14 protein-coding genes and 1 riboswitch are annotated in these 21,481 nt (G+C 37.1%); of the genes, 1 reads left to right on the forward strand and 13 read right to left on the reverse strand.

The genetic code is table 11. The features are described 5' to 3' along the window. Positions 1–22 precede the first annotated feature (22 nt). The 10 genes from sucA to ku form a co-directional block, all read right to left on the reverse strand. Positions 23–2,863 (reverse strand): 2-oxoglutarate dehydrogenase E1 component, encoded by a 2,841-nt coding sequence (gene sucA / locus G3O09_RS17205; protein ID WP_163102699.1) that lies wholly within the window; start codon positions 2,861–2,863, stop codon positions 23–25. 318 nt (positions 2,864–3,181) lie between these two features. Continuing rightward, on the reverse strand, positions 3,182–4,252 hold the full coding sequence (gene mnmH, locus G3O09_RS17210; protein WP_163102700.1) for a tRNA 2-selenouridine(34) synthase MnmH: 1,071 nt from the start codon (positions 4,250–4,252) through the stop codon (positions 3,182–3,184). A 111-nt stretch (positions 4,253–4,363) separates the two neighbouring features. Next, on the reverse strand, positions 4,364–5,104 hold the full coding sequence (locus G3O09_RS17215) for a polysaccharide deacetylase family protein (protein WP_163102701.1): 741 nt from the start codon (positions 5,102–5,104) through the stop codon (positions 4,364–4,366). A gap of 157 nt (positions 5,105–5,261) precedes the next feature. Further along, on the reverse strand, positions 5,262–7,004 hold the full coding sequence (locus G3O09_RS17220) for an ABC transporter ATP-binding protein (protein ID WP_163102702.1): 1,743 nt from the start codon (positions 7,002–7,004) through the stop codon (positions 5,262–5,264). A gap of 405 nt (positions 7,005–7,409) precedes the next feature. Beyond that, positions 7,410–10,844 carry a methionine synthase gene (metH, locus tag G3O09_RS17225; RefSeq protein WP_163102703.1) on the reverse strand — a complete coding sequence of 1,145 codons (3,435 nt, stop codon included), beginning with the start codon at positions 10,842–10,844 and terminating at the stop codon, positions 7,410–7,412. Next, positions 10,825–12,684, reverse strand: coding sequence for a bifunctional homocysteine S-methyltransferase/methylenetetrahydrofolate reductase (locus tag G3O09_RS17230; protein ID WP_163102704.1), 1,860 nt, complete (start codon positions 12,682–12,684; stop codon positions 10,825–10,827). Before G3O09_RS17230 ends, metH begins: the two co-directional genes overlap by 20 nt. A 114-nt stretch (positions 12,685–12,798) precedes the next feature. Beyond that, positions 12,799–12,902, reverse strand: a riboswitch (SAM riboswitch). A 418-nt stretch (positions 12,903–13,320) separates the two neighbouring features. Then, on the reverse strand, positions 13,321–13,956 hold the full coding sequence (locus G3O09_RS17235) for an MOSC domain-containing protein (RefSeq protein ID WP_163102705.1): 636 nt from the start codon (positions 13,954–13,956) through the stop codon (positions 13,321–13,323). A gap of 342 nt (positions 13,957–14,298) precedes the next feature. Beyond that, a complete protein-coding gene (locus G3O09_RS23015) occupies positions 14,299–14,382 on the reverse strand; it encodes a putative holin-like toxin (protein ID WP_420850353.1) in 84 nt (27 codons plus the stop codon). 718 nt (positions 14,383–15,100) lie between these two features. Further along, positions 15,101–15,796 carry a phosphatase PAP2 family protein gene (locus G3O09_RS17240; protein WP_163102706.1) on the reverse strand — a complete coding sequence of 232 codons (696 nt, stop codon included), beginning with the start codon at positions 15,794–15,796 and terminating at the stop codon, positions 15,101–15,103. 67 nt (positions 15,797–15,863) lie between these two features. Then, entirely contained in the window at positions 15,864–16,715 is an 852-nt protein-coding gene (gene ku, locus G3O09_RS17245) for a non-homologous end joining protein Ku (RefSeq protein ID WP_163102722.1), read from the reverse strand. 123 nt (positions 16,716–16,838) lie between these two features. Between ku and ligD the strand changes: the two genes are divergently transcribed. Next, positions 16,839–18,677 carry a DNA ligase D gene (ligD, locus tag G3O09_RS17250; protein ID WP_163102707.1) on the forward strand — a complete coding sequence of 613 codons (1,839 nt, stop codon included), beginning with the start codon at positions 16,839–16,841 and terminating at the stop codon, positions 18,675–18,677. Positions 18,678–19,163: 486 nt separating this feature from the next. Here ligD and G3O09_RS17255 read toward each other — a convergent pair whose 3' ends face one another. The 3 genes from G3O09_RS17255 to G3O09_RS17265 form a co-directional block, all read right to left on the reverse strand. Continuing rightward, positions 19,164–19,478, reverse strand: a complete 315-nt coding sequence (locus tag G3O09_RS17255; RefSeq protein ID WP_163102708.1) for a DUF3892 domain-containing protein — start codon at positions 19,476–19,478, stop codon at positions 19,164–19,166. A 277-nt stretch (positions 19,479–19,755) separates the two neighbouring features. After that, complete coding sequence (dapF, locus tag G3O09_RS17260) at positions 19,756–20,745, reverse strand: diaminopimelate epimerase (protein ID WP_163102709.1); 990 nt, start codon at positions 20,743–20,745, stop codon at positions 19,756–19,758. A gap of 76 nt (positions 20,746–20,821) precedes the next feature. Further along, entirely contained in the window at positions 20,822–21,391 is a 570-nt protein-coding gene (locus G3O09_RS17265; RefSeq protein ID WP_163102710.1) for a beta-class carbonic anhydrase, read from the reverse strand. Positions 21,392–21,481 lie beyond the last annotated feature (90 nt).

The following is a 21,481-nucleotide window of genomic DNA, read 5'->3' on the forward strand; positions in this document are numbered from 1 at the left end:
TACATGTCTTTAAGTGAGTCTATTAATTTGTTGTTTTTGAAAATGCTTCAGTCAAGATGCGAGCCTGTTCATTTTTGTGAACCAATGGATCTCCTTCTGCAGGGCTGGATCTTCTTTTTCTTCCGATGTAACTTACGTTTACACCTTTAGGAACAGCTGCAGAGAAACGAGGTTCTACAAAATTCCATGCTCCCATATTCTTAGGCTCTTCTTGTACCCATACTACTTCCTTCAAGTTAGGGAAAGTATGAAGTAAGTCTTGAATTTCCTGGAATGGGAACGGATAAATTTCTTCAAGACGAACAAGATGTACCCAATCAGTATTAGTCTCTGTCGTAGACTTTTCACTTAAGTCTATAGCCATTTTACCAGTACTAAATACAACACGTTCCACTGACTCTTTGTTTTCGCCAAACCCTTTTTCCTCGATAAATGGCTTGAATTCACCTTCACTTAGTTCCTCAGGTGAAGATGCTGTCATGTTGTTACGAAGCAAGCTTTTTGGTGTCATTAAGACTAGTGGACGAACTTCTTCCATTTTCAAAACCGCAGCTTGTCTGCGTAGAATGTGGAAATATTGAGCAGCGGATGATAAATACGCTACAGTCCAGTTGTTTTCTGCTGCTAACTGTAAATATCTTTCCAACCTTGCACTCGAGTGTTCTGGACCTTGTCCTTCATATCCATGAGGAAGAAGCATTACTAAGCCTGATTTTTGACCCCATTTTGCACGTCCTGCTGAAATGAATTGGTCAAAGATTACTTGCGCTACGTTTGCAAAATCTCCATATTGCGCTTCCCATAATACTAATGTTTCTGGAGAGAAAACATTATAACCGTATTCAAACGCCAATACAGCACTTTCAGTCAATGGACTGTTATGAACAGCGAAAGATGCTTTTGAAGTCGGTAACGTGTGTAATGGAGAATGCTTCTTACCAGTAACATGATCATTCAATACAATATGTCTATGTGCGAACGTTCCACGCTCTGAATCTTGTCCAGATAGGCGGATTGGCGTACCATCCTTCAAGATGGAAGCAAAAGCTAATGTTTCTGCTTGAGCCCAATCAACTTTACCATTTTCTTTGAAAGCATCCAATCTACGAGAAAGGATTTTCTCAAGTTTCTTAAATACGTTGAAACCTTCTGGCCATTTCAACAAACCGTCATTGATTTCTTTAAGCTCATCTAGACTTACTGCTGTCTTAAGCTTAGGGATACCATGTTCAACTGTTTCTGGCGGATCAATTAAAATCGAAATTTCAGCTTTCTTATCAGCAACCTTGTTATAGGCTTCTGAAAGCTTCGATCCTACTTCAGTTTCAATAGTAGAGTATTGATCCTTAGGTACCACACCGTTATTAGCAAGAGTTTCTGCATAAAGCTCTTTAACGGTCGGATGTTTATGGATTAAAGAATACATCAATGGCTGAGTCACTAATGGCTCGTCCATTTCATTATGACCAAATCGTCTATAGCCCAATAAATCGATTAAGAAATCCTTATTGAATTCTTTACGATAAAGTATTGCCAAGTAAGCTGCTGCCAGACATGCTTCTGGATCATCTGCATTAACGTGGACGATTGGGATTTCATATCCTTTTGCTAAGTCACTTGAATACTTGGTAGATCGAGAATCTTCACTTTCGGTCGTGAATCCAATCATATTGTTCGCGATAATGTGAACTGTACCACCCGTTTGGTATCCACGTAATCTGCTTAAATTCAATGTTTCAGCCACGATACCTTCACCAGGGAAAGCAGCATCGCCATGAATGATAATAGGCAACGACTTTGTGAAATCTTGAACAGGATAGCCCGTTTCACTGCGGTCATCTTGTGCAGCACGAGTATAACCTTCCACAACAGCCCCAACATATTCCAAGTGACTTGGATTATTTGCTAGAGTCAATCTTGCTTTTACAGTATTTTCTTCTTTGATCTGACGGTCTCCACCTAAATGGTATTTCACGTCTCCACTCCAGCCATAGTTAATCCCAGTGGAACCTTCAGAAGGAACTAAATCTTTGTTTGGAGCGTGTTGGAATTCAGAGAAAATCATTTCATAAGGTTTGCCTAATACATGGGCAAGGACGTTCAAACGTCCACGGTGTGCCATAGCAATATTTACCGTTTGAGTTCCATATTGTACAGACTCTGAAATCAATTCATCTAGAATTGGAATCAATGTATCTAATCCCTCTACTGAGAATCGCTTCTGACCTACGAATGTTTTATGTAGGAATTTTTCGAACCCTTCAACTTCTGCCAGTCTCTTTAACAGGTTCTTTTTGTGTTCGTTCGTTAAATTCGGTAACATTTTTCCGGATTCAACCATGCTATTTAACCATTCTTTTTCTTTCAAATCATGAACATGATGGAATTCAAAAGCGATGGTTTTCGTATACATTTCCTTCAAATACTTAATTGCTTCAAGGCCATCCTTTACATTCGAAGGAGCATCTTGGCAAATAAGTGAAGCAGGAATAGATCGTAAATCTTGTTCCGTTAAATCGTACTTTTCAAGTGTTAGAAGCTCTGGCTCTGCTGCCTCATTGTTTAACGGATAAATATTAGCCGCCAAATGGCCATAAGCCCTAATATGTTCAGCTAATTTCATTGCTGACATAACTTTTTTCATCATAGCAGGACTGTTTGGAACATTGTATTGCATTGTTCCAGTTGTGTTTTTTGCAAATTCTTCTTCGAATTCTGGGGCACCCCATTGTTCAAAGAACTTTCTCATTTCTTCATCGACTAATTCAGGTGAACCGACAAAAATGTCATATTGCTCTTGTGCATATGCCAAGTTTGGACCTGTAAAGCTCTTCCATGGGTTACTATTATGAAAGTTGGTCATCACTAAACCCCCAACAGAAATTGATATGTTGGATACGAATATCCTTCACTGTTTATGTACCCTAAACAGCAATTAATTAACAGTTTTTTTCAAATTATTTAGCAATAGCATTTCACATAAATAATTATTCTAAAATACAAAGGATAAACCGCTTCCAAAACTATATTACCATTTTTTTTAGTTCTTGTTCAAAATATCGACATTTTTTTTAATTTTTTTTCCCAATCTTTTTACCCAATTCGACAAATCCACACTAACCAAAAAGTTTCAAAAAATTCGCACTAAAAAATTAAACATCCATCATGAAGATAGATGTTTCTATACTGACATTAAAACAGTATCATTTTCGGCAGTGTTGCTAATAATTTTCACAATTTCTAAAGTAGCTTGTTCAGTATCATTACCATTAATTAGACTCATAACTCCGTGGTAAGAAGAAAAGGCATGTGTATACCGAGAATCGTAATATTCACTAAATAATAATCGAATGAATGTTTTATAGTCTTTTGTAAGAATGGCCTTCTCTATTTTTTGCTTTACTTCCATTGATTTAATTCGTTTGTTAAGTATGGTTAATTTTTCAGAAATGATGTCTTTAAATATAGGAAGGGTTTGAAATGGTTCTACGTATTCTGAATATGTGTTTTCAACTCTAATCTCCATTTCGGTCTCAACAATAATATGGGTTCCGTTTTCCTTTAGGTTAAGCAGAAATTCAGGAATCACTACATGGCCTACTCTTTTACTTTCAGCTTCAAGGAGTACATATGCAAAATCACGATATTTAAGTAATTCATCAAATAATAATGCATCGAACATTTTTTGATTGTGCGGTTTTCCTTCTCCAATATCTCCAAAAATGGATCCTTTGTGAGCTGCTAGCTTTTCGATATCCAAAACAGGGAGACCTTTTCCCTTTAGGTTTTCCAATATTTTCGTCTTACCGACACCAGTTAGCCCATGTAAGACAAATGCTTTTTTAGGTACTAGAGTTGGCATGATTTCAAGGGTCTTTTCCCTAAAAGCTTTAAATCCACCAACTAATCTGTTCAACTCAACACCTGCCATTTCAGCAAACATTGCCATTGATTTGCTACGCATACCTCCACGCCAGCAATAGAGGACAATTTCACCTTTCATCTGTAAATCTTTTATTTGGGCTAATAGGCTTGGTAATTTGGGTGATACAATTTCCATTGCCCTCCATTGAGCTTCCTTTGAACCCTTTTTCTTGTAAATCGTTCCTATTTCGGCTCTTTCCTCATCACTGAATAGCGGGACATTGATGGCACCTGGAATATGTGCATCCTGAAATTCAATCGGTGACCGTACATCGACAGGCGTCACAGAATTAATTTCAAAAAACTCTTCCATACTGATATCAGGCATTGTATTACTCCTTTCCCTACACTTATCATTAATTCAATTATAGACAGAATCTTAACCTTTTAAATAGTGTCTTTAATTGAAAATCTTTTGAGGAAAAGCGAAATATGGTAGTTAAAACTGCATTTGTTCTACATCTTCAGAAATGACTTCAAACTCGAATCCCTGCTCCTTTAAAGCTGTAATCATATTTGGAAGGACTCTGACGGTATTCTTCATTTCATTAATATCATGTAAAAGGATGATTGCCGTTTGTTTTCCTGCCGCACCTCTTAAAACGGAGGAAAGGATGGTATATTCAGAAATAGTAGGACTGATTCCATCCTTAGAGTCTACATTCCAATCATAGATTCGATAACCCTTCTTTTCTAATTCTGTTTCTAAATCGCTCATGATATTATATGGCCCGTATTGCCTGCTTGAGATATTTTTGGATCCACCGGGAAACCTTACAATATTGGATCTCACTCTAAAGTTTTTCCATAGAAAATCTTCTAATTTATGAAGGTCTTCAAAATATTGACTCGATGATCGATATATTTTCGTAAAGTCATGTGAGTATGTGTGCAATGCAAGAACATGGCCCCGTTTAATAATTTCCTTATACCCCTTCATCGCATACGTGGAATCGTGGCCCATTACAAAAAACGTAGCTTTTATTCCTTCTTGATCCAATATATCCAGTATAGGAACTGTATTCAATGATGGACCATCATCAAATGTAAGATAAGCCACCTTCCTGTACTTTGATTGATCTTTTAATATAGTAGTTCCATCATATATGGAAGAGCCTTCAACATTAACTGTTAATAATAGAAAATATACTAGTACAAAGCCTACAAATCCCTTAACCATAGTACCCTCCATTCTTTAATACCCATATTTTTTGTTAAGGAAATTATTTTTATCCACTACCAATTATTTAATATGATTGCTGATTGGAAAAATGGGGTGAAAGAAGAAAAAAACAAAACGACTCCCTTTTTTTAAAAAAGAGAGCCGATGTATAGATTTATAATGCTAATTCAAACTGTTTTGAGTAAAGGTTAGCGTATGCTCCATCGTTTGCAAGCAATTCATCATGCGTACCTTGTTCCACAATTCCGTCGTCCCTCAGAACTATGATTCGATGTGCATTTCTAATAGTAGAAAGACGATGGGCAATGACGATAGTTGTTCGACCTTTTGCTAACTTTTCAAGTGATCCCTTGATAAAACTTTCACTTTCATTATCTAATGCGCTAGTTGCTTCATCTAAAATAAGAACTGGTGGGTTCTTTAAAAAAACACGCGCTATACTAAGTCGCTGTTTTTGACCCCCTGAAAGTTTGACTCCTCGTTGACCAATATCAGTGTGATAGCCGTTTGGGAAGCTCATGATAAAATCATGGGCATTGGCATGGTTCGCTGCTGCAATAATTTCTTCATCGCTGGCTTCGGGGTTTCCGTATCGGATATTTTCCATCACTGTTCCCGAAAAAAGGTAAACATCCTGCTGTACAACCCCAATTTTTTTTCTTAAAGAATGTAAGTCGATATTACGAACGTCAATACCATCTATTAACACATCCCCACCCGTAGCATCATAAAAGCGAGGGATGAGAGAACATAACGTCGTTTTTCCCACACCAGACGGACCAACTAACGCGACGTACTCTCCTGGATGTATATGAAGCGACATGTTTAACAGGACATGGTTCAATTGGTCATCATAGCGAAAGGAAACCTTTTTAAACTCAATTTCACCTCTAACTTCTTGTAAAGTAACAGCATTCGGTTTGTTTTCGATTGCCGGCTTCAGATTCATGATTTCCATAAAGCGCTGAAAGCCTGTGATTCCTTCTTGAAATTGGGTGTTCATATGAGTCAGTTTTTGAATAGGCTCAATCATAAAATTTATATATAGTAAAAAAGTGATCAAATCCGCTAAATCTAGCGTATTGTTAACAATACTGACACTACCAAAAATAATGACAGTTATCGTAATCAATTGGATTAACGTTGCAATTCCATTGTAGAAATTCGCTTCTGTCTTATAAAATTTTTTTCTACTATTTAGGAAACGATTATTTTCTATGTTAAACTTTTCGATTTCTACGTGCTCGTTGGCAAAGGATTTCACTACGCGGATTCCTGAAAGACTATCCTCTACTTGTGCATTTACGTCACCAATTCTCTCTTTGTTTCTCCTTAATGCCCTGTTCTCTATCTTATTAAAATATAAAGAAACGACTCCTAACAATGGTAGGAAACAGAAAACGATAATAGCTAATGATGCGTTAATAAAGAACAATATGAAAAATGCTCCTACGAAACGGACTATATATTTGACATAATCTTCAGGTCCATGATGATAAAGCTCAGATAACAAAAGTAGATCGTTTGTTATTCGAGACATTAGCTGACCAGTCTTTTCCCTATCGTAAAAACTAAAAGAAAGCTTTTGCATGTGTGCGAATAACTCTCTACGCATATCACTTTCCATACGCGCACCAACTTCATGACCTTTGTAATCCACAAAATAGTTCACGATATTTTGAATTAGGACCAGTACAATCATCAATGCTCCAATCCAAAACACTTTACTAAGTGCCGTGGACAAGTCTCCTTCAAGTACATCCTTTGTAATATAGCGTACGAGCAAAGGAAACAATAAAGACAAGGAAGATACAATTAAGGCGCTTGCCAAAATGGAAAGAAACAACCTTAAATACGGTTTGTAATAAGATAAAAATTTTTTTACTGGAAAATCCATAAGATACCCCTTTTTGTGTTATTTAATTAAACACATATTAGGGGGTACACCGTTTACTTTTTAGATAGTGTTCCTCCCCTATATGTTTGAATGGCTTGATTCTTAATCTTTTTCATTTGTAATTCCTCCTTGACCATTGATACATAAATTATATTCGGTAGTTTTTATAATGAACAGAATATTCCCACAAAATTTACAAATTTACTTTACTGGAAAAGAACTCTTTTAAATGAAACTATTTTTTCAAATTTAAATTGACATTATCATTGTGAAGGGATGCACTTAAAATAAAGTTTCAGATAAAAAAATAAAGACTGATTAAATTGAACTACACCCCATTTGTTAGACATAACATTCGAGGTGCAGTTCAAAATACAGTCTTTTTTCTAATTTAACAAAGCCTTATTATCTCTCTACATTAAAGTATCGTGCATTCGGATGACTGAATACAATGGCTGATACGGATGCTTCAGGCTCCATCATGCAGCCATCTGTAAGGGTAATGCCAAGATCTTGAGGTTGTATGAGTTCGAACAATTTTTCCTGATCATCTAAGTTGGGACATGCTGGATACCCAAAGGAAAAGCGCTGGCCAATGTATTTTGCCGCAAATCTTTCTTTCATGGTCATATTAGGATCATCCGAGATTCCAGCCACTTCACGCATCCTTTGGTGAATATATTCTGCAGTTCCTTCTGCAATTTCAAGAGCCAATGCTTGTATCGCATGGCTTTTCAAATATTCTCCATTTCGCTTCCATTCTTCCGCTTTTTGACGTATCCCAGAACCTGCTGAAACGACGAAAAATCCAGCATAATCGATTTGATTTGATTCAATGCTTTTAACATAGTCAGATAAGCAAAGGAACGGATCTGACTGTTGTCTAGGAAAATCGAAAGTTTGTAAAGGCAAGTCTTTTTGATCAGTAGGATAAACATGAAGTTGGTTTCCTTCACTTTGGACAGGGAAAAACCGATAGACTGCTTTGATAGCAAAAGGTTGGTATTGTTTTAGGAAATGAAGTAATTCTTCTATTAAAAGATGGATCGATTGGGCTTTAGGATCCCCTTCTAATAGTAATTGCTCTACCTTCCCCTTTAGCCCCAGATGATGCCCATATAGCATTTGACGATTGATATATGGAATGACCTCTTCTAATGCTATATCTTTAAACAACCGTCGTTCTAAATGTAACGGTCTTTTTACTTCATGATCTGGCAAACTGCTCTTTTTAACTAAATGATTTTCAGAAGGACGTACCCACTCAATTTTTTCAATAACAGAAGGTTGTTTCTTAATTGTTAATGAGTTCCTTGTGCTTGAATGAATCTCATTCATAATTCGCAACCCATCCATTGCGTCCTTTGCATAGTGGACTTCGCCGTCATATGCTGGTGCTATTTTTCCTGTCGTAAATTTCCTTGAAAGGGCTGCCCCTCCAACCACGATTGGCAATTGAATACTTTCCTGCGCCAAATCCATGGCAGTGATAACCATTTGCTGTGCAGATTTGACCAATAGTCCTGATAAACCAATGGCAGTCGGTTGATGTTTTTTCACTGCTTCAATTAATGTAGAAGGTGCGACTTTAATACCGAGATCAACTATTTCATAACCATTATTTGAAAGAATGATTTCTACAAGGTTTTTGCCGATATCATGAACATCCCCCTTAACTGTTGCCAAAAGCATCTTCCCTTTATGTAAGGAGGCTTTATCGTTTGTCATCAACGGCTCCAAATGTGCTACGGCCGCTTTCATACTTTCAGCACTTTGCAAAACTTCAGCTACAATTAATTTATTATCATTGAATAAGCGACCTACTTCTGCCATTCCTTTCATCAATGGGCCATTGATAATATCTAAAGGAGTAACCTGTTTTGCAAGCAATTCATCCAAATCTTCAACTAGTCCAATTTTTGTTCCTTCAATAATGTAATTTGCTAATCGTTCCTCTACCGGCAATTTCTCTTGTGATACTTGTTTGGTTTCTTTTTTATCTCTAAAATGCGCAACAAAAGCTTGCAAGTTGGGTTCTGAATTCTCAAATAGCAATGCCTCTGAGAGTCTTATCTCATCAGGAGGAACACTGGCAAAACGCTCAAGTTTTTCAGTATTTACGATGGCATAGTCCAAACCTGCTTTGACGCAATGATACAAAAACACAGCATTAAGGATTTCCCGACCTCGTGGAGGTAATCCAAACGAAACATTGCTTATTCCAAGTATTATTAAGGAGGAAGGAAATGCAGTTTTGATTAATCTGATTCCCTCAACTGTTTCCTTAGCTGAATCTGTGTATTGTTCATCCCCTGTGCCTACCGGGAAAACCAATGTATCAAAAATAATATCTGTTGGTGAAAATCCGTATTCTTCAACTAATATCCGGTAACTTCTAGTGGCAATTCCGAGTTTTTCTTCAGCTGTAACCGCCATTCCTTTTTCATCAATGGTACCGACTACAAGTGCACCCCCATACTTTTTGACCAACCCCGCAACTTTATGGAATTTCTCTTCCCCATCTTCCAGGTTTACTGAATTGATGATACATTTTCCTTGCGTCTTTTTTAGAGCTGTTTCCATCACTTTTTCATCGGTACTATCAATTACAATCGGCACTTTTACTTTTTTGACCACTTCGGTGATAAACTGCTCCATGCTCCCGTCTTCATCTCCATCAGGGTCCGCTAAACAAATATCGATTACATGTGCACCTTTCTTTACTTGATGTCGTGCAATTTCTGCTGCTTCATTAAAATTCCCAGCCGTAATTAGCTGCTTGAATTTTCTTGACCCGATTACGTTGGTGCGCTCTCCCACTAATAACGGTCTCATCGAATCATCATACTGGAGGGGTTCGATTCCTGAAACCATATGTATGTTAGTTTTAATCTGTTTAGATAATTTTCGAGGTTTGACTTGAGCCATAGCTTCAGAAATAGCTTTTATATGAGTAGGTGTTGTTCCACAACATCCACCCACAATATTGATCCATCCTTGATCTGCAAATTGTTTGATTTTTTTTGCCAATGATTTGGCTGTTTCTTGGTAATTTCCTTCTTCATCTGGTAGTCCTGCATTCGGATAACAGCTAATTGCTGCTGATGAAATTTCTGCAAGACTTCTGATATGTTCAGCCATGAATTCTGGACCAGTTGCACAGTTTAGACCGATCGCAAGTGGGTTCATATGCTGACAGGAAATATAAAATGCTTCAATGGACTGGCCAGCAAGAGTGGTTCCCATTGGTTCAATTGTTCCAGATATGATGATAGGTACTTTTCGTTCGTATTCTAAAAAGGCTTCCTCAATCCCGATAAAAGCCGCCTTAACATTTAACATATCTTGACAGGTTTCTACCAGAAAAAGATCGACCCCACCTTCTAACAATCCACATGCTTGCTCCTTATAGCTTAAGGTAAGCTCATCAAAAGAAATTCCACCAGTAAGAGACAGCGTTTTCGTAGTAGGTCCGATTGCCCCCGCCACAAACCTTGGCCATTCAGAAGTAGAGTATTGGGTTGCAACTGCCCGCGCAAGCTTGGCCGCATCAACATTTAATTGGAATGCCTGTTTTTCAAGACCATACTCCTCTAATACAACACTTGTTGACCCAAATGTATTGGTCTCTATAATATCCGCACCCGCTAACAAATACTGTTCATGGATGTCACTGATAATATCTGGACGGGTTATGGTAAGGTATTCATTGCATCCCTCTAAAGCTTCCCCACCAAAATCAGCTTCGGATAGGTTAGCTTGTTGAATCATCGTTCCCATAGCACCATCAAGTATTAATATTTTTTTGGATAGTTGATCCTCAAGTAAGCTTACTTGCATATTGACGTTCCTCCTTCAATTCTTGCTTGTCTTTGTCCCGTATATATTCTGTTAGGTTTACGGTCATCCCATATCTCATAAAAGGAGTAATCAAGTAAATGCTCTTCCACTTTTCCAAAGCTGCATCTATCAATTCCTTTGCAATCGCCAATCCTTCAATCTCAGCTTGTCTTCGGTCATTTCCTGCAGAAAACATAGCCTTTCTTACTTGGTCCGTAAGTTGAATACCTGGCACTTCATGATGAAGGAATTCCGCATTTTTATAGCTCGTCAATGGCATGATGCCAATATAAATAGGAGCATCTATATGTTTCGTAGCTTCATGTAACTCTTCTAATTGATGGATGGAAAATATGGGTTGTGTAATAAATGAATCCGCTCCACAGGCTATTTTTTTTTCCATCCTTTCAACGGCTTTGTGAAGGTACCTCACATTTGGATTAAATGCCGCTGCAACATGAAAGTTCGTCTTCTGACCAAGAGATTGACCACTATAGGAACGACCTTCGTTGAATTGTTTTATCAGCCCAATCAAATCAAAGGACGACAAATCATAAACTGAAGTGGCCCCAGGAAAATCTCCAATTTTGGATGGATCTCCAGTCACTGCGAGTACCTCATTTAACCCTAGAGTATGAAGTCCCATTAAATGTGATTGTAATCCTATTAAATTTCTATCACGGCATGTTATATGGACAATCGGTTTAATCTTCTGCTTATCTTGTAAAATTGAAGATAGGCTCACATTACAAATACGGGGTGATGCAAGCGAATTGTCCGCAAGCGTCAAAGTATCTGCACCAGCTGAAATCAGTGCCTTGGCTCCTTGAAGAAAATCACTTATTCCTAACTTTTTTGGTGGATCTAATTCCACTAAGATTGTTCGTTCAGTCTTGCCTTTTTTTAGGACAGATGGTCCATTGTCATCGAAGGAAGAATTATAAATTTCTATTTTCCTAGGTTTTACAATTTTCTCTAGAACTGGTTTTTTTCCAGCTAGCGCTTTTTTCACTGATTCGATGTGAAGAGGCGTCGTCCCACAACAGCCGCCTATGATTCTGGCACCTTGTTCAACCAGCTGAATGGCACTGCTACCAAAGTAATCCGGATTGGGTTCGTAAGTTAATTTCCCGTCTAGAAAATCTGGCAAACTCGCATTCGGATATACCGATAATACTGACTTTTGTGGAATGGGTACCTCTTCTAGTGATCGGATCATATGATGCGGTCCTAATCTACAATTTAATCCAACCGCTTCAACATCAAATTGTTCCAGTCTAATTAATGCGTCGCTTACATGCATACCATTCTGTAAATACTTCATATCGTGAAGACAAATATTCGCTATGATAGGAAGGTTCGATTCTTCTTTTACGATTGCAAGTACTGCTTCTATTTCCTCTAAGTCATAGTAAGTTTCTAGTAAAATACCATCTGGATCCTCCAACAACAGGGCATAAAGCTGCTCTCTGAATTGGCGCTTAATTTCTGATAGGTCTAAGTCATTTTTCCTTAACCCTCTGCTTGCCCCGATAGTGCCGAACACGAATGCTTGATTGTTGGCTGCTTTTCTAGCAATTATCACTCCCTGCCGATTAATTTGCTGGACCTCATCCTCTAAACCATATCTCTTTAATTTATAATAGTTTGCTCCATAAGTGTTGGTCTGAATGATATCAGATCCTGACGCCACATACGTCTTATGAATTTGTTCGATTTTATCTGGTGAAATGATATTCAATTCTTCAAAACAATGGTCGATGCCAGTTGAATAAAGAAGAGTTCCCATTGCTCCATCACCAATCAAAATTCTCTTTGATAACTCTTCTCTGAAATCCATGGTACCCCCCCTATAAAATTTCTCTATGTATCTTTGAAAGTTAGTAGTGAAATCGAATTCTAACCATTCCAAGCAAACAAAAAAGGCTTCAAAAGAAGAAGCCTTTTTATCTTCCTCTTATCACTCAAGCAATGCTTGCTGGAATTAGCACCTTTGTACGGTTGTACAGGTTGCTGAAGCATCATTAGGCCAGGTCCCTCCGCTTCTCTTGATAAGAATTCTATATAATTTTAATAACCTTCACTTTACATGAATATTCCGTTAATTTCAATATCATACAAACAGTTTTTGATAATAAATATAAATCATCCCATAGATGTTGTGGTTTTATCATGTCTAATGTGGATTTATCATCGTTTCATTTGTGGTTTGTAGAAAAAGAAAGGCTCTTTTCGTTTGCCCGTTGATTGCAGCGAGAGGCACTTGCTTTCCGTGGGGAGGAAAGGGAGCCACCTCGGCGTTACAGCCTGTGGGGTGTCCCACTTCCCTCCTTTATTCAGCATGCCATTGAAAAAGCTTCCTCGATTAAACACCGCACGAAGGAAATGGGAATGCATTTTCGAGGAGTAAGTAAGTACCCCCGCTTCAATCAACTCAGACTGTTATAGATAAATTACACTAACAAAGTTAAAGTGATCAAGCTTCCAATCTTCTTTTGATATTTTCTTTCCATGCTTCAGCTAAGTCTGGCACATTCAACAATTGTTGCATTCTAGAATAGTTTTTTCTATCGTGAAAGTATATTTGATTAGCTTCAAGAATACTGATTGAATGGTCTTTTCTCTCTAACAACTGAATCTCAGATCCATTCTGAATGGTTCCTTCTTTAAGGACTTTTCCAAAATATCCAGTGAATCCTGTTTCAACTATCCGCTTTAGTAAAGGAGGTAAATTGTTATATTGTGAGATGGTTGCACAAGGAATTCGACCTTGCGTGATCAATACCTCCGTTTCACCAATACGATAGATATCACCAATGAAGACTTCATCTTCTTTCATATTCTTGACTGTCACATTTTCACCAAAGGCAGGTAAGGTCAATTCCGTCTTCCATTCGGAATTCCAGAATTGATAATGTTCATACGGATAAAAACATATCGCCCGATCCCGACCTCCATGAAAATCTGTATTAGCTACTCCATCTCCTTCAAAGCAATCATAAGTAAGTTTGGCTTGCTCAACAGATTGTTTTACAATTCCGGTCACAATTTCACCTGAAGTAAAGATATGTTTGGCTGGTTTTCCGATACTAAGGTTCATGAGGCTTTTCATTTGTATTCCTCCAAATTCGAAGATCTATCTTAATTTAAGTGTCATTCGTGAGAAGCTCGTGACATATATATAGCTTTATGGTAATCTATGTAAGAGAAATAAGAAACAACATTTATAGAAAACTTGGCTAGAGTCCATTTAACGCTCACGATGCCTAGTTACATGTATTCTATATTTCTAAAATTTTCGGCTACTTCGACTTAGTTCTCTGCTTCCAATTTATATTTTTCATAAAGTGAAAAGAATCCGAAGTTGCTGCAACAACTTCGGATTGTAATAGAATAAAGATCTTTAAAAATCGACTTTTGCCAAGAAATAGACCTCTTCCATTAATCAGGAGGTCTATTTTTTATTATGAAAAGCTAGAATGGAAATAAGTAATGTGGCAAAAGAAAACATAACCATAAGAGCTTCAAATATTGTCATGGCCTCACCTCCTTTCAAAGGAGTCGGCCGACCATTAAAGACGATTCTATTACTCTTCTAATTATAGCATAAATTTCCACAAAACAAGAACACTTGTTCTTATTTTTAGACAAAATAGCTGTAAAGCCCTATCCTATATTAACTTCAAAATGGTTACCAGTATTGGTAAAAGATAGACTATTGCACTACATTAGATTGCCGTGATACAATAGGTACACAATATATAGACGAAACTTTCAGAATTCGTCTATATATTGTTTAAAAGATTTCCTCACTCTTCGTCCTAATAGGGCGAATTTTTTTATTCTTTGTTTTCTTTTTGTTCGTATGACTTGAAGAAGTCTTTAAATTGAGTTGAGAAATGAATGAATATTCCAATCATAACGAGTGACCAGCCAAACATTATAAGGATGATTTATAAGGATGATTTATAAAGCTTAATGAACAGGTTATTAAGTTGATTTTTCAAGGACACTGGTTGATTGGAGCGGAAGGCGCTAGACTCCTGGGGGATTAGCGTTACAGGCGAGACCCCGCAGGAGCGGTAGCGACGAGGAGGCTCGGCGAACGCCCTCCGGAAAGAAAGTGCCTGGAGCGGAAATCCACCTTTTCGTCTTCCATACATATCAAAAATGACAAAAGGTATCGAGAGAGCGTACTCTCGATACCTTTTGTCGACAATCTGAAACCGTGGGTATATCCACGGTTTTGTTTAATCTTATTTTTTTACTCTCATTTTCCTCTCATAGTAAGGAACATACTGCTTAGTTCGAATTTCATAATAATTCAATGCTAGTCCACAAATAGTAACCCAAAGACCTCCAGCCGAAAAACCAGCAATCACATCACTTGGATAGTGGACACCTAGGTAAATCCTGCTTATCCCAATCGATACAACCAAAAAACCAAATACTATTCCTATTACTACTTCGAGGATATAGTACCGAGATATCTTTGATAAAACGACAGCCAAGGACACATATAATATGAATGATCCCATAGAATGGCCACTTGGAAAACTGAAACCTTGTTCAATGATGATGGGAAATATATCGGGTCTCTCTCTATGGAATAGCCATTTTAATGCTAAGTTAAATAATGCACCAATTCCAGATGAAATGATCAAATAGGATGCATATCTACTCTTACGTGTTATCACCAAAATGATTGATACAATTAGTACAATAGCAATTATCCATTTCACAGAACCAAGGTAAGAAAAAAATTTCATTAGGATTGTTAATCGTTCAGAAACATGACTTTGGATAAAGTTTATAATCATCGAATCGAATTGCTCTAGTTCATTTTCCCGAAGCTCGTCAACAAGATTAAAGAAAACGATCGAATATATGCTTAGTAAACTAATGATAAATATCCCATACTGAATTCTTTTCCGTTTCAGTTTTTTCCCCATTACTATCACCTTTTATCCTAACGGTTTACAAAGAAGCTTCCCTGCCAATCCATCAAATAAACAGAAATTAAGCTTGTTTCTTTTCTTTTGGTGTAGTTTTTTTCCTTGTCGTTTTTTTAGCTGTTGTTGGTTTAGCTGTTGTTGGTTTTGTTTTATCAATGGATGCTTGTAACATCGCCATTAAATCAGTTACATTACCCGTAGGCTTAGCAGCTGTTTCCTTAGCAGTGACAGTCTCTCCATTCTTTTTGCTTTCAATCAATTCCATTAGAGAGGTTCTATATTCATCTTTGTATTTTTCTGGTTGGAAAACTTCTGTCAACTGGTCAATCAGCATTATCGCAGTATCCAATTCTTTTTGGGTAACATTATCACCAGCAGGAATGTTAGGTACATCTTGAAAGGAGCGAACTTCGTCTGGATAATGGATCGTTTCCATTAACAAAGTATTTTCCATAACACGGATGATAGCGATCTGTTCTTTTGTACGTATGACTATTCTAGCAATCCCTACTTTTCCTGACGTTTCTAAAGCTTTCCTTAATAGACTATATGCCTTTCCTCCACCTTCATTTGGCGACAAAAAATAACTTTTGTTGTAATAAATAGGATCAATTTCTTCTAACTTCACAAAATCAATGATTTCTACTGCTTTATCTTCATTTTCCTTTTTCAATTTCTCAAGTTCTTCATCTTCTATCACTACATATTTCCCTTTTATATATTCAAAGGCACGTACGATTTCCTCTTTTTCCACTTCTTTCCCACATGCAGAACAAACCTTTTCATATTTAATAGGAGCGTGACACTCTTTATGGAGATTTCGTAGTGAGATATCCTTATCTTCGGTTGCTGCATGGAGTTTTACAGGAATATTAACAAGTCCAAAACTGATGCTTCCTTTCCACATCGTATGCATCATGAACACCTACTTTTTTTCATTATTATCTTACTAATTCTCTTTTAAAAAACATCATAACTTTTGGAAAGTGTAAGGCTCATTATTTTTGAGAAAAATGATATAAGAAGGAGGATAGATTACATGAAGCTAAAACCTATGCTACCCACAGCAGTAAAGGATGTTCCGAAAACCGGCAAATGGCTATTTGAAACAAAATACGATGGCTTTCGTTGCCTTCTCATTGTTTCAAAAGCCGGAATTAAGCTTTTGAGTAGAAATGGGAAGGATTTGAGTCACGAATTCCCTGAACTAGTTCAATCTGTGGCTTGTCTACTCGGTTCATTTTTTCATTCTGCCATTTTTGATGGCGAGATTGTCTGGCTAAGCAATGGTTACAAAAGTGATTTTCTTCAAACTCAGTATCGAGGAAGATTGAAGAAACAAGATACGATCAATAAAGAAGCCACTCATTCCCCTTGTCAATTCATGTGTTTCGACCTTCTAGAACTGAACGGAAAAACCTTTTTCAATGTACCTTTAACCGAACGTAAAAATACCTTACTGAAATGGTTTGAGACACAACATCTCTCAACTGATAGAGGCCCTAATACAAATCAACTCATACAATATGTTCCTTATGATTCAGATGACCTGAAGTTATGGGAATTGCTTGTACTGCATGATGCTGAAGGAATGATAATGAAGAGAGCGGATAGCTTATGGGAAGAAGGAGTAAGGACAAGAAATTGGTTAAAAATAAAAAACAAAAAAAGTGTAGATTGTTTTCTTTATTCCTATAATCGTGAGAATGGTTATTTTGATATAGGCGTGTTCCATAACAATGAAATGGAGATCATTGGCAGGTGTAAAAATGGCTTAACACAACAGGAACATACTACCCTTTCACAAGCGGTAATGGCAAACGCATATAAGCAAATTGGAGAAGTTTTTTATATCGAACCTTCTATCGTGATGACCGTTGAATATTTACATATTTTTGATCAAGAATTACGAGAACCAGAATTTGTCTCATTCCAATTTGAAAAGGGGGCTGACCAATGTACTTGGAAGGAGTTCATCGCGAACAGTGCCACTTTCTCAGACCTAATAAGTGTCACTTCACCTGACAAACCGATTTACCCTACCATCCCTATTCTAAAATCTCAGTATCTCGACCAAATGAGAAATTTGAGCAGTTGGATGCTTCCATTCCTTACTGACAAACCGTTAACAGTTATTCGCTATCCCCATGGGGTAGGTGATGAGAGATTTTTTCAAAAAAACTGTCCAGACTATGCACCAGATTTTGTCCAAACCTATACTGAAGGTGGAACAGACTTTATACTTTGCAATGATCTTAAGACTTTGGTGTGGCTTAGCAATCAATTGTCACTCGAATTTCATGTCCCGTATCAAAAGGCAGGCAGTACTATGCCCGATGAAATCGTTCTTGATTTAGACCCTGAAACAAAAGATCAGTTTCCATTGGCAGTTAAAGCAGCGACTCTTATAAAAAAAGCATTGGATGGTTTAAAATTGGAGAGCTTCATTAAAACCTCGGGTAATCGAGGTTTACAGATCCATATACCCATCCAACCAGACACCTTCACATACGAAGAGACCAGGATGTTTACTGATTTTTTAAGCCAATGGCTATTAGAATCCGAACCGGACGATTTCACAGTCGAGAGATTAAAGAAAAACAGAGGGAACAAACTCTATCTAGATTTTGTCCAGCATGCTGAAGGTAAAACAATCATTGCTCCCTATTCACCAAGGGGAAATGATTTTGCTGGAGTTGCAGCCCCACTATTCTGGCATGAGCTAAATGAAGGAATTCAAATAGAGAATTATACCCTGAAAACAATCTATGAGAGGATAAAAAAAATGGGCTGTCCATTTTCTAAGCTGGATAGGGCTAGAGAAAGACAACCTTTTAAAGAGATTATTGACCTTTTGAAATTGAAGAATCTTAAATAAAAGGTATCAGAATCATTAATCAAAAAGAGAATGTAAATTTTTTGCATTCTCTTCAGACTGTAGACAAACTCGAAGATTTTCGAGTTTGTCTACAGTCTTTTTCTTTTACAATGAAAGAAGTTAACTAAGAACTAGAGAAGTTGATTTCCTCTCCGGGGTTCAATATGTGTTTGGCATTCGATCTATGCTAAGCTTAATGAACAGGTTTTTAAGTTGATTTTTCAAGGACACTGGTTGATTGGAGCGGAAGGCGCTTGACTCCTGGGGGATTAGCGTTACAGGCGAGACCCCGCAGGAGCGGTAGCGACGAGGAGGCTCGGCGAACGCCCCCCGGAAAGCAAGCGCCTGGAGTGGAAATCAACCTTATCTTCTACAATACAAATCAAAAATGTCAAAGGTATCGAGAGAGCGTACTCTCGATACCTTTTGTCGACAATCTGAAGAAAATGTAATTTTTTTACTTTCTCTTTTGTATAGGTTATCTAATTAAAACGAAGGTAAATTATCCAAATTATTTTCTTTAATCCCATCCGGTTCACTACGTATAATATCTCTACCATACTTATGGAATACATCCAAATGTGCTAACTTACCTGCCTTTGCTTCATCCAGAGCCGAAATATAATCTAATTCTCTTCCGCTATTCGTTTTAAAGGCAATGATATCATCGTCTTCATTTTTTCGAACTGCAACAATTTGTTCTACACCAGAGTTGGTTTCTTCTCCTAATTCCCTCTGAGCTTGATCTTCCCCTTGTTGTTTGTATTCATTATAAATTTTTTGATAATCTTTATCATCCATACACAACACCTCCCGAACATATGTTTAGTATGTTCGGGAGAATTGGCTTTATGTACACTATTTTAAATTTAGGCTCTGTTAAACCTGCTAGTTGATTGCAGCGAGAGGTGCACCCAATGAACATAGTTCCAAATCAACAATGAGCTAGTAAGATAGACAAATCTAAAAAGGATGAAATCATAGTGATTTCACCCTTTAAAGGAACCGTAATATTAATTCTTTTTTGAATCCTTCAATACCAAGTGGATTATGAACAACATATGTAGCCTTTTATTGTTTAAAGCGCTACTTTTCCTTCTAGGAACTCAGAAACATCCATTTGCAAACGTTCATATTGCTCAGTCTCACGAGTAAATTCTTCTTTTTGAAGAATTATTGCATCAACTGCATTCGTAGGCTCAACTTCAATTTCTGCTTTATATAAGTAAGTTGCATTTCCAATCAAATCGATACTGTATTTATTGGTTTCCTTATGAACCACACATTTAACTTTTCCGCCTGGATTATAAACATGTGTGTCTTGCTCAAAGTCATTATACCCTTGCAGACATGTTACTAAGGTAGATGCAGACATCGCCGTTCCACATGCATTGGTAAAACCAACCCCACGTTCATAAGTTCGGACAAAAATATGTCCCTTTTCAAGAGGTACAACAAAACTTACATTTACTCCATCAGGAAATAGCTTATTTGGACCATTAACAACTTGAGCAATTTCTAATTGTAAATTAGATTGAAGCTGTTCAGATGTAACAATAGCTACTAAATGTGGATTGGGTACTGCCAACGCTGTAAACCGAAGATTATCTGAAAGCTCAACTATTTCGCTATTTATTAGAGTATCTTGTTCGATTTGTAAAGGCAAATCCTTTACATGGAACGAAACAGGTGAAATCTGCACCTTAAACGTTGGAATATCTTCAAATATGCTTGTAACCTTTTCAACAGTCAATATGGTCTTCATGGTCTCAATTTGCAACTTATCATGATGAAGTGTTTCAAATGCATAACGAGCGATGCAACGGAGTCCATTACCACACATTGAAGCTTCAGATCCATCAGAATTGAATACCCTCATCCTTGCATCGGCTTTCTTACTTTTTTGGAAAAACAATATCCCATCAGCACCTAGGGATCTATTCCTGTCACATAAACCTTTTGCAAGGAGAGCGCGCTCCTCTTCAGTAAAAGCAATATCCTGATGATATTCATCAATAATTATAAAATCATTTCCTGAACCATGGCATTTGATGAGATTAAACTGCATAAAGCATCCTCCCGTACTATCCATTCTATTTATATATGTCTATACTTGTGTTGAATTTGATTAAAGAAGAATGATTTTATTTGCTTGTTTCGTACCCATCCACTACTACATCCAGTTTTCCTGTAGTAGGAGAGATTACTAAGCCATGAACATAAACGTCATTAGGAATAAGTGGATGATTTCTCACAATATCCACGCTATTTTTTACACTTTGTCCAACATCATCAAAGCCACGTAGCCAATTTCTTATATTGAAACCTGAATTTTCTATAATACTAATGGTCTCTTTAGAGATATTTCGATTAGTTACCTTGTCAAGAAGGCTTTCTACGTTTACTGACGCCATTCCACAGTCGTGATGGCCTATAATAAAAACTTCACTTGCATTTAGCTCATAAATGGCCACGATTATACTACGCATTACACTACCAAAAGGATGTGAAACGACTGCACCCGCAGTCTTTATGAATTTCACATCACCGTTTCTTATATCCATTGCTTTAGGCAAAAGTTCGACAAGACGGGTATCCATACAACTAATGATAACCATTCGTTTATCTGGGAACTTATCCGTTTTAAACTCTTCATAGTTTCTATTCTCAACAAAATTTTGATTATGCTCTAGTATTTCTCTTAATAGTGTCATTTTTATCACCACAATATCATAGAATTTTTATCTATTATAGCAAAGAAATCATTTAAAGGTATAGTGAAGTGGAATCAGCCAAATTTCCTA

The organism is Peribacillus alkalitolerans (genome assembly GCF_010882125.1).
GTDB lineage: Bacteria > Bacillota > Bacilli > Bacillales > DSM-1321 > Bacillus_BN > Bacillus_BN alkalitolerans.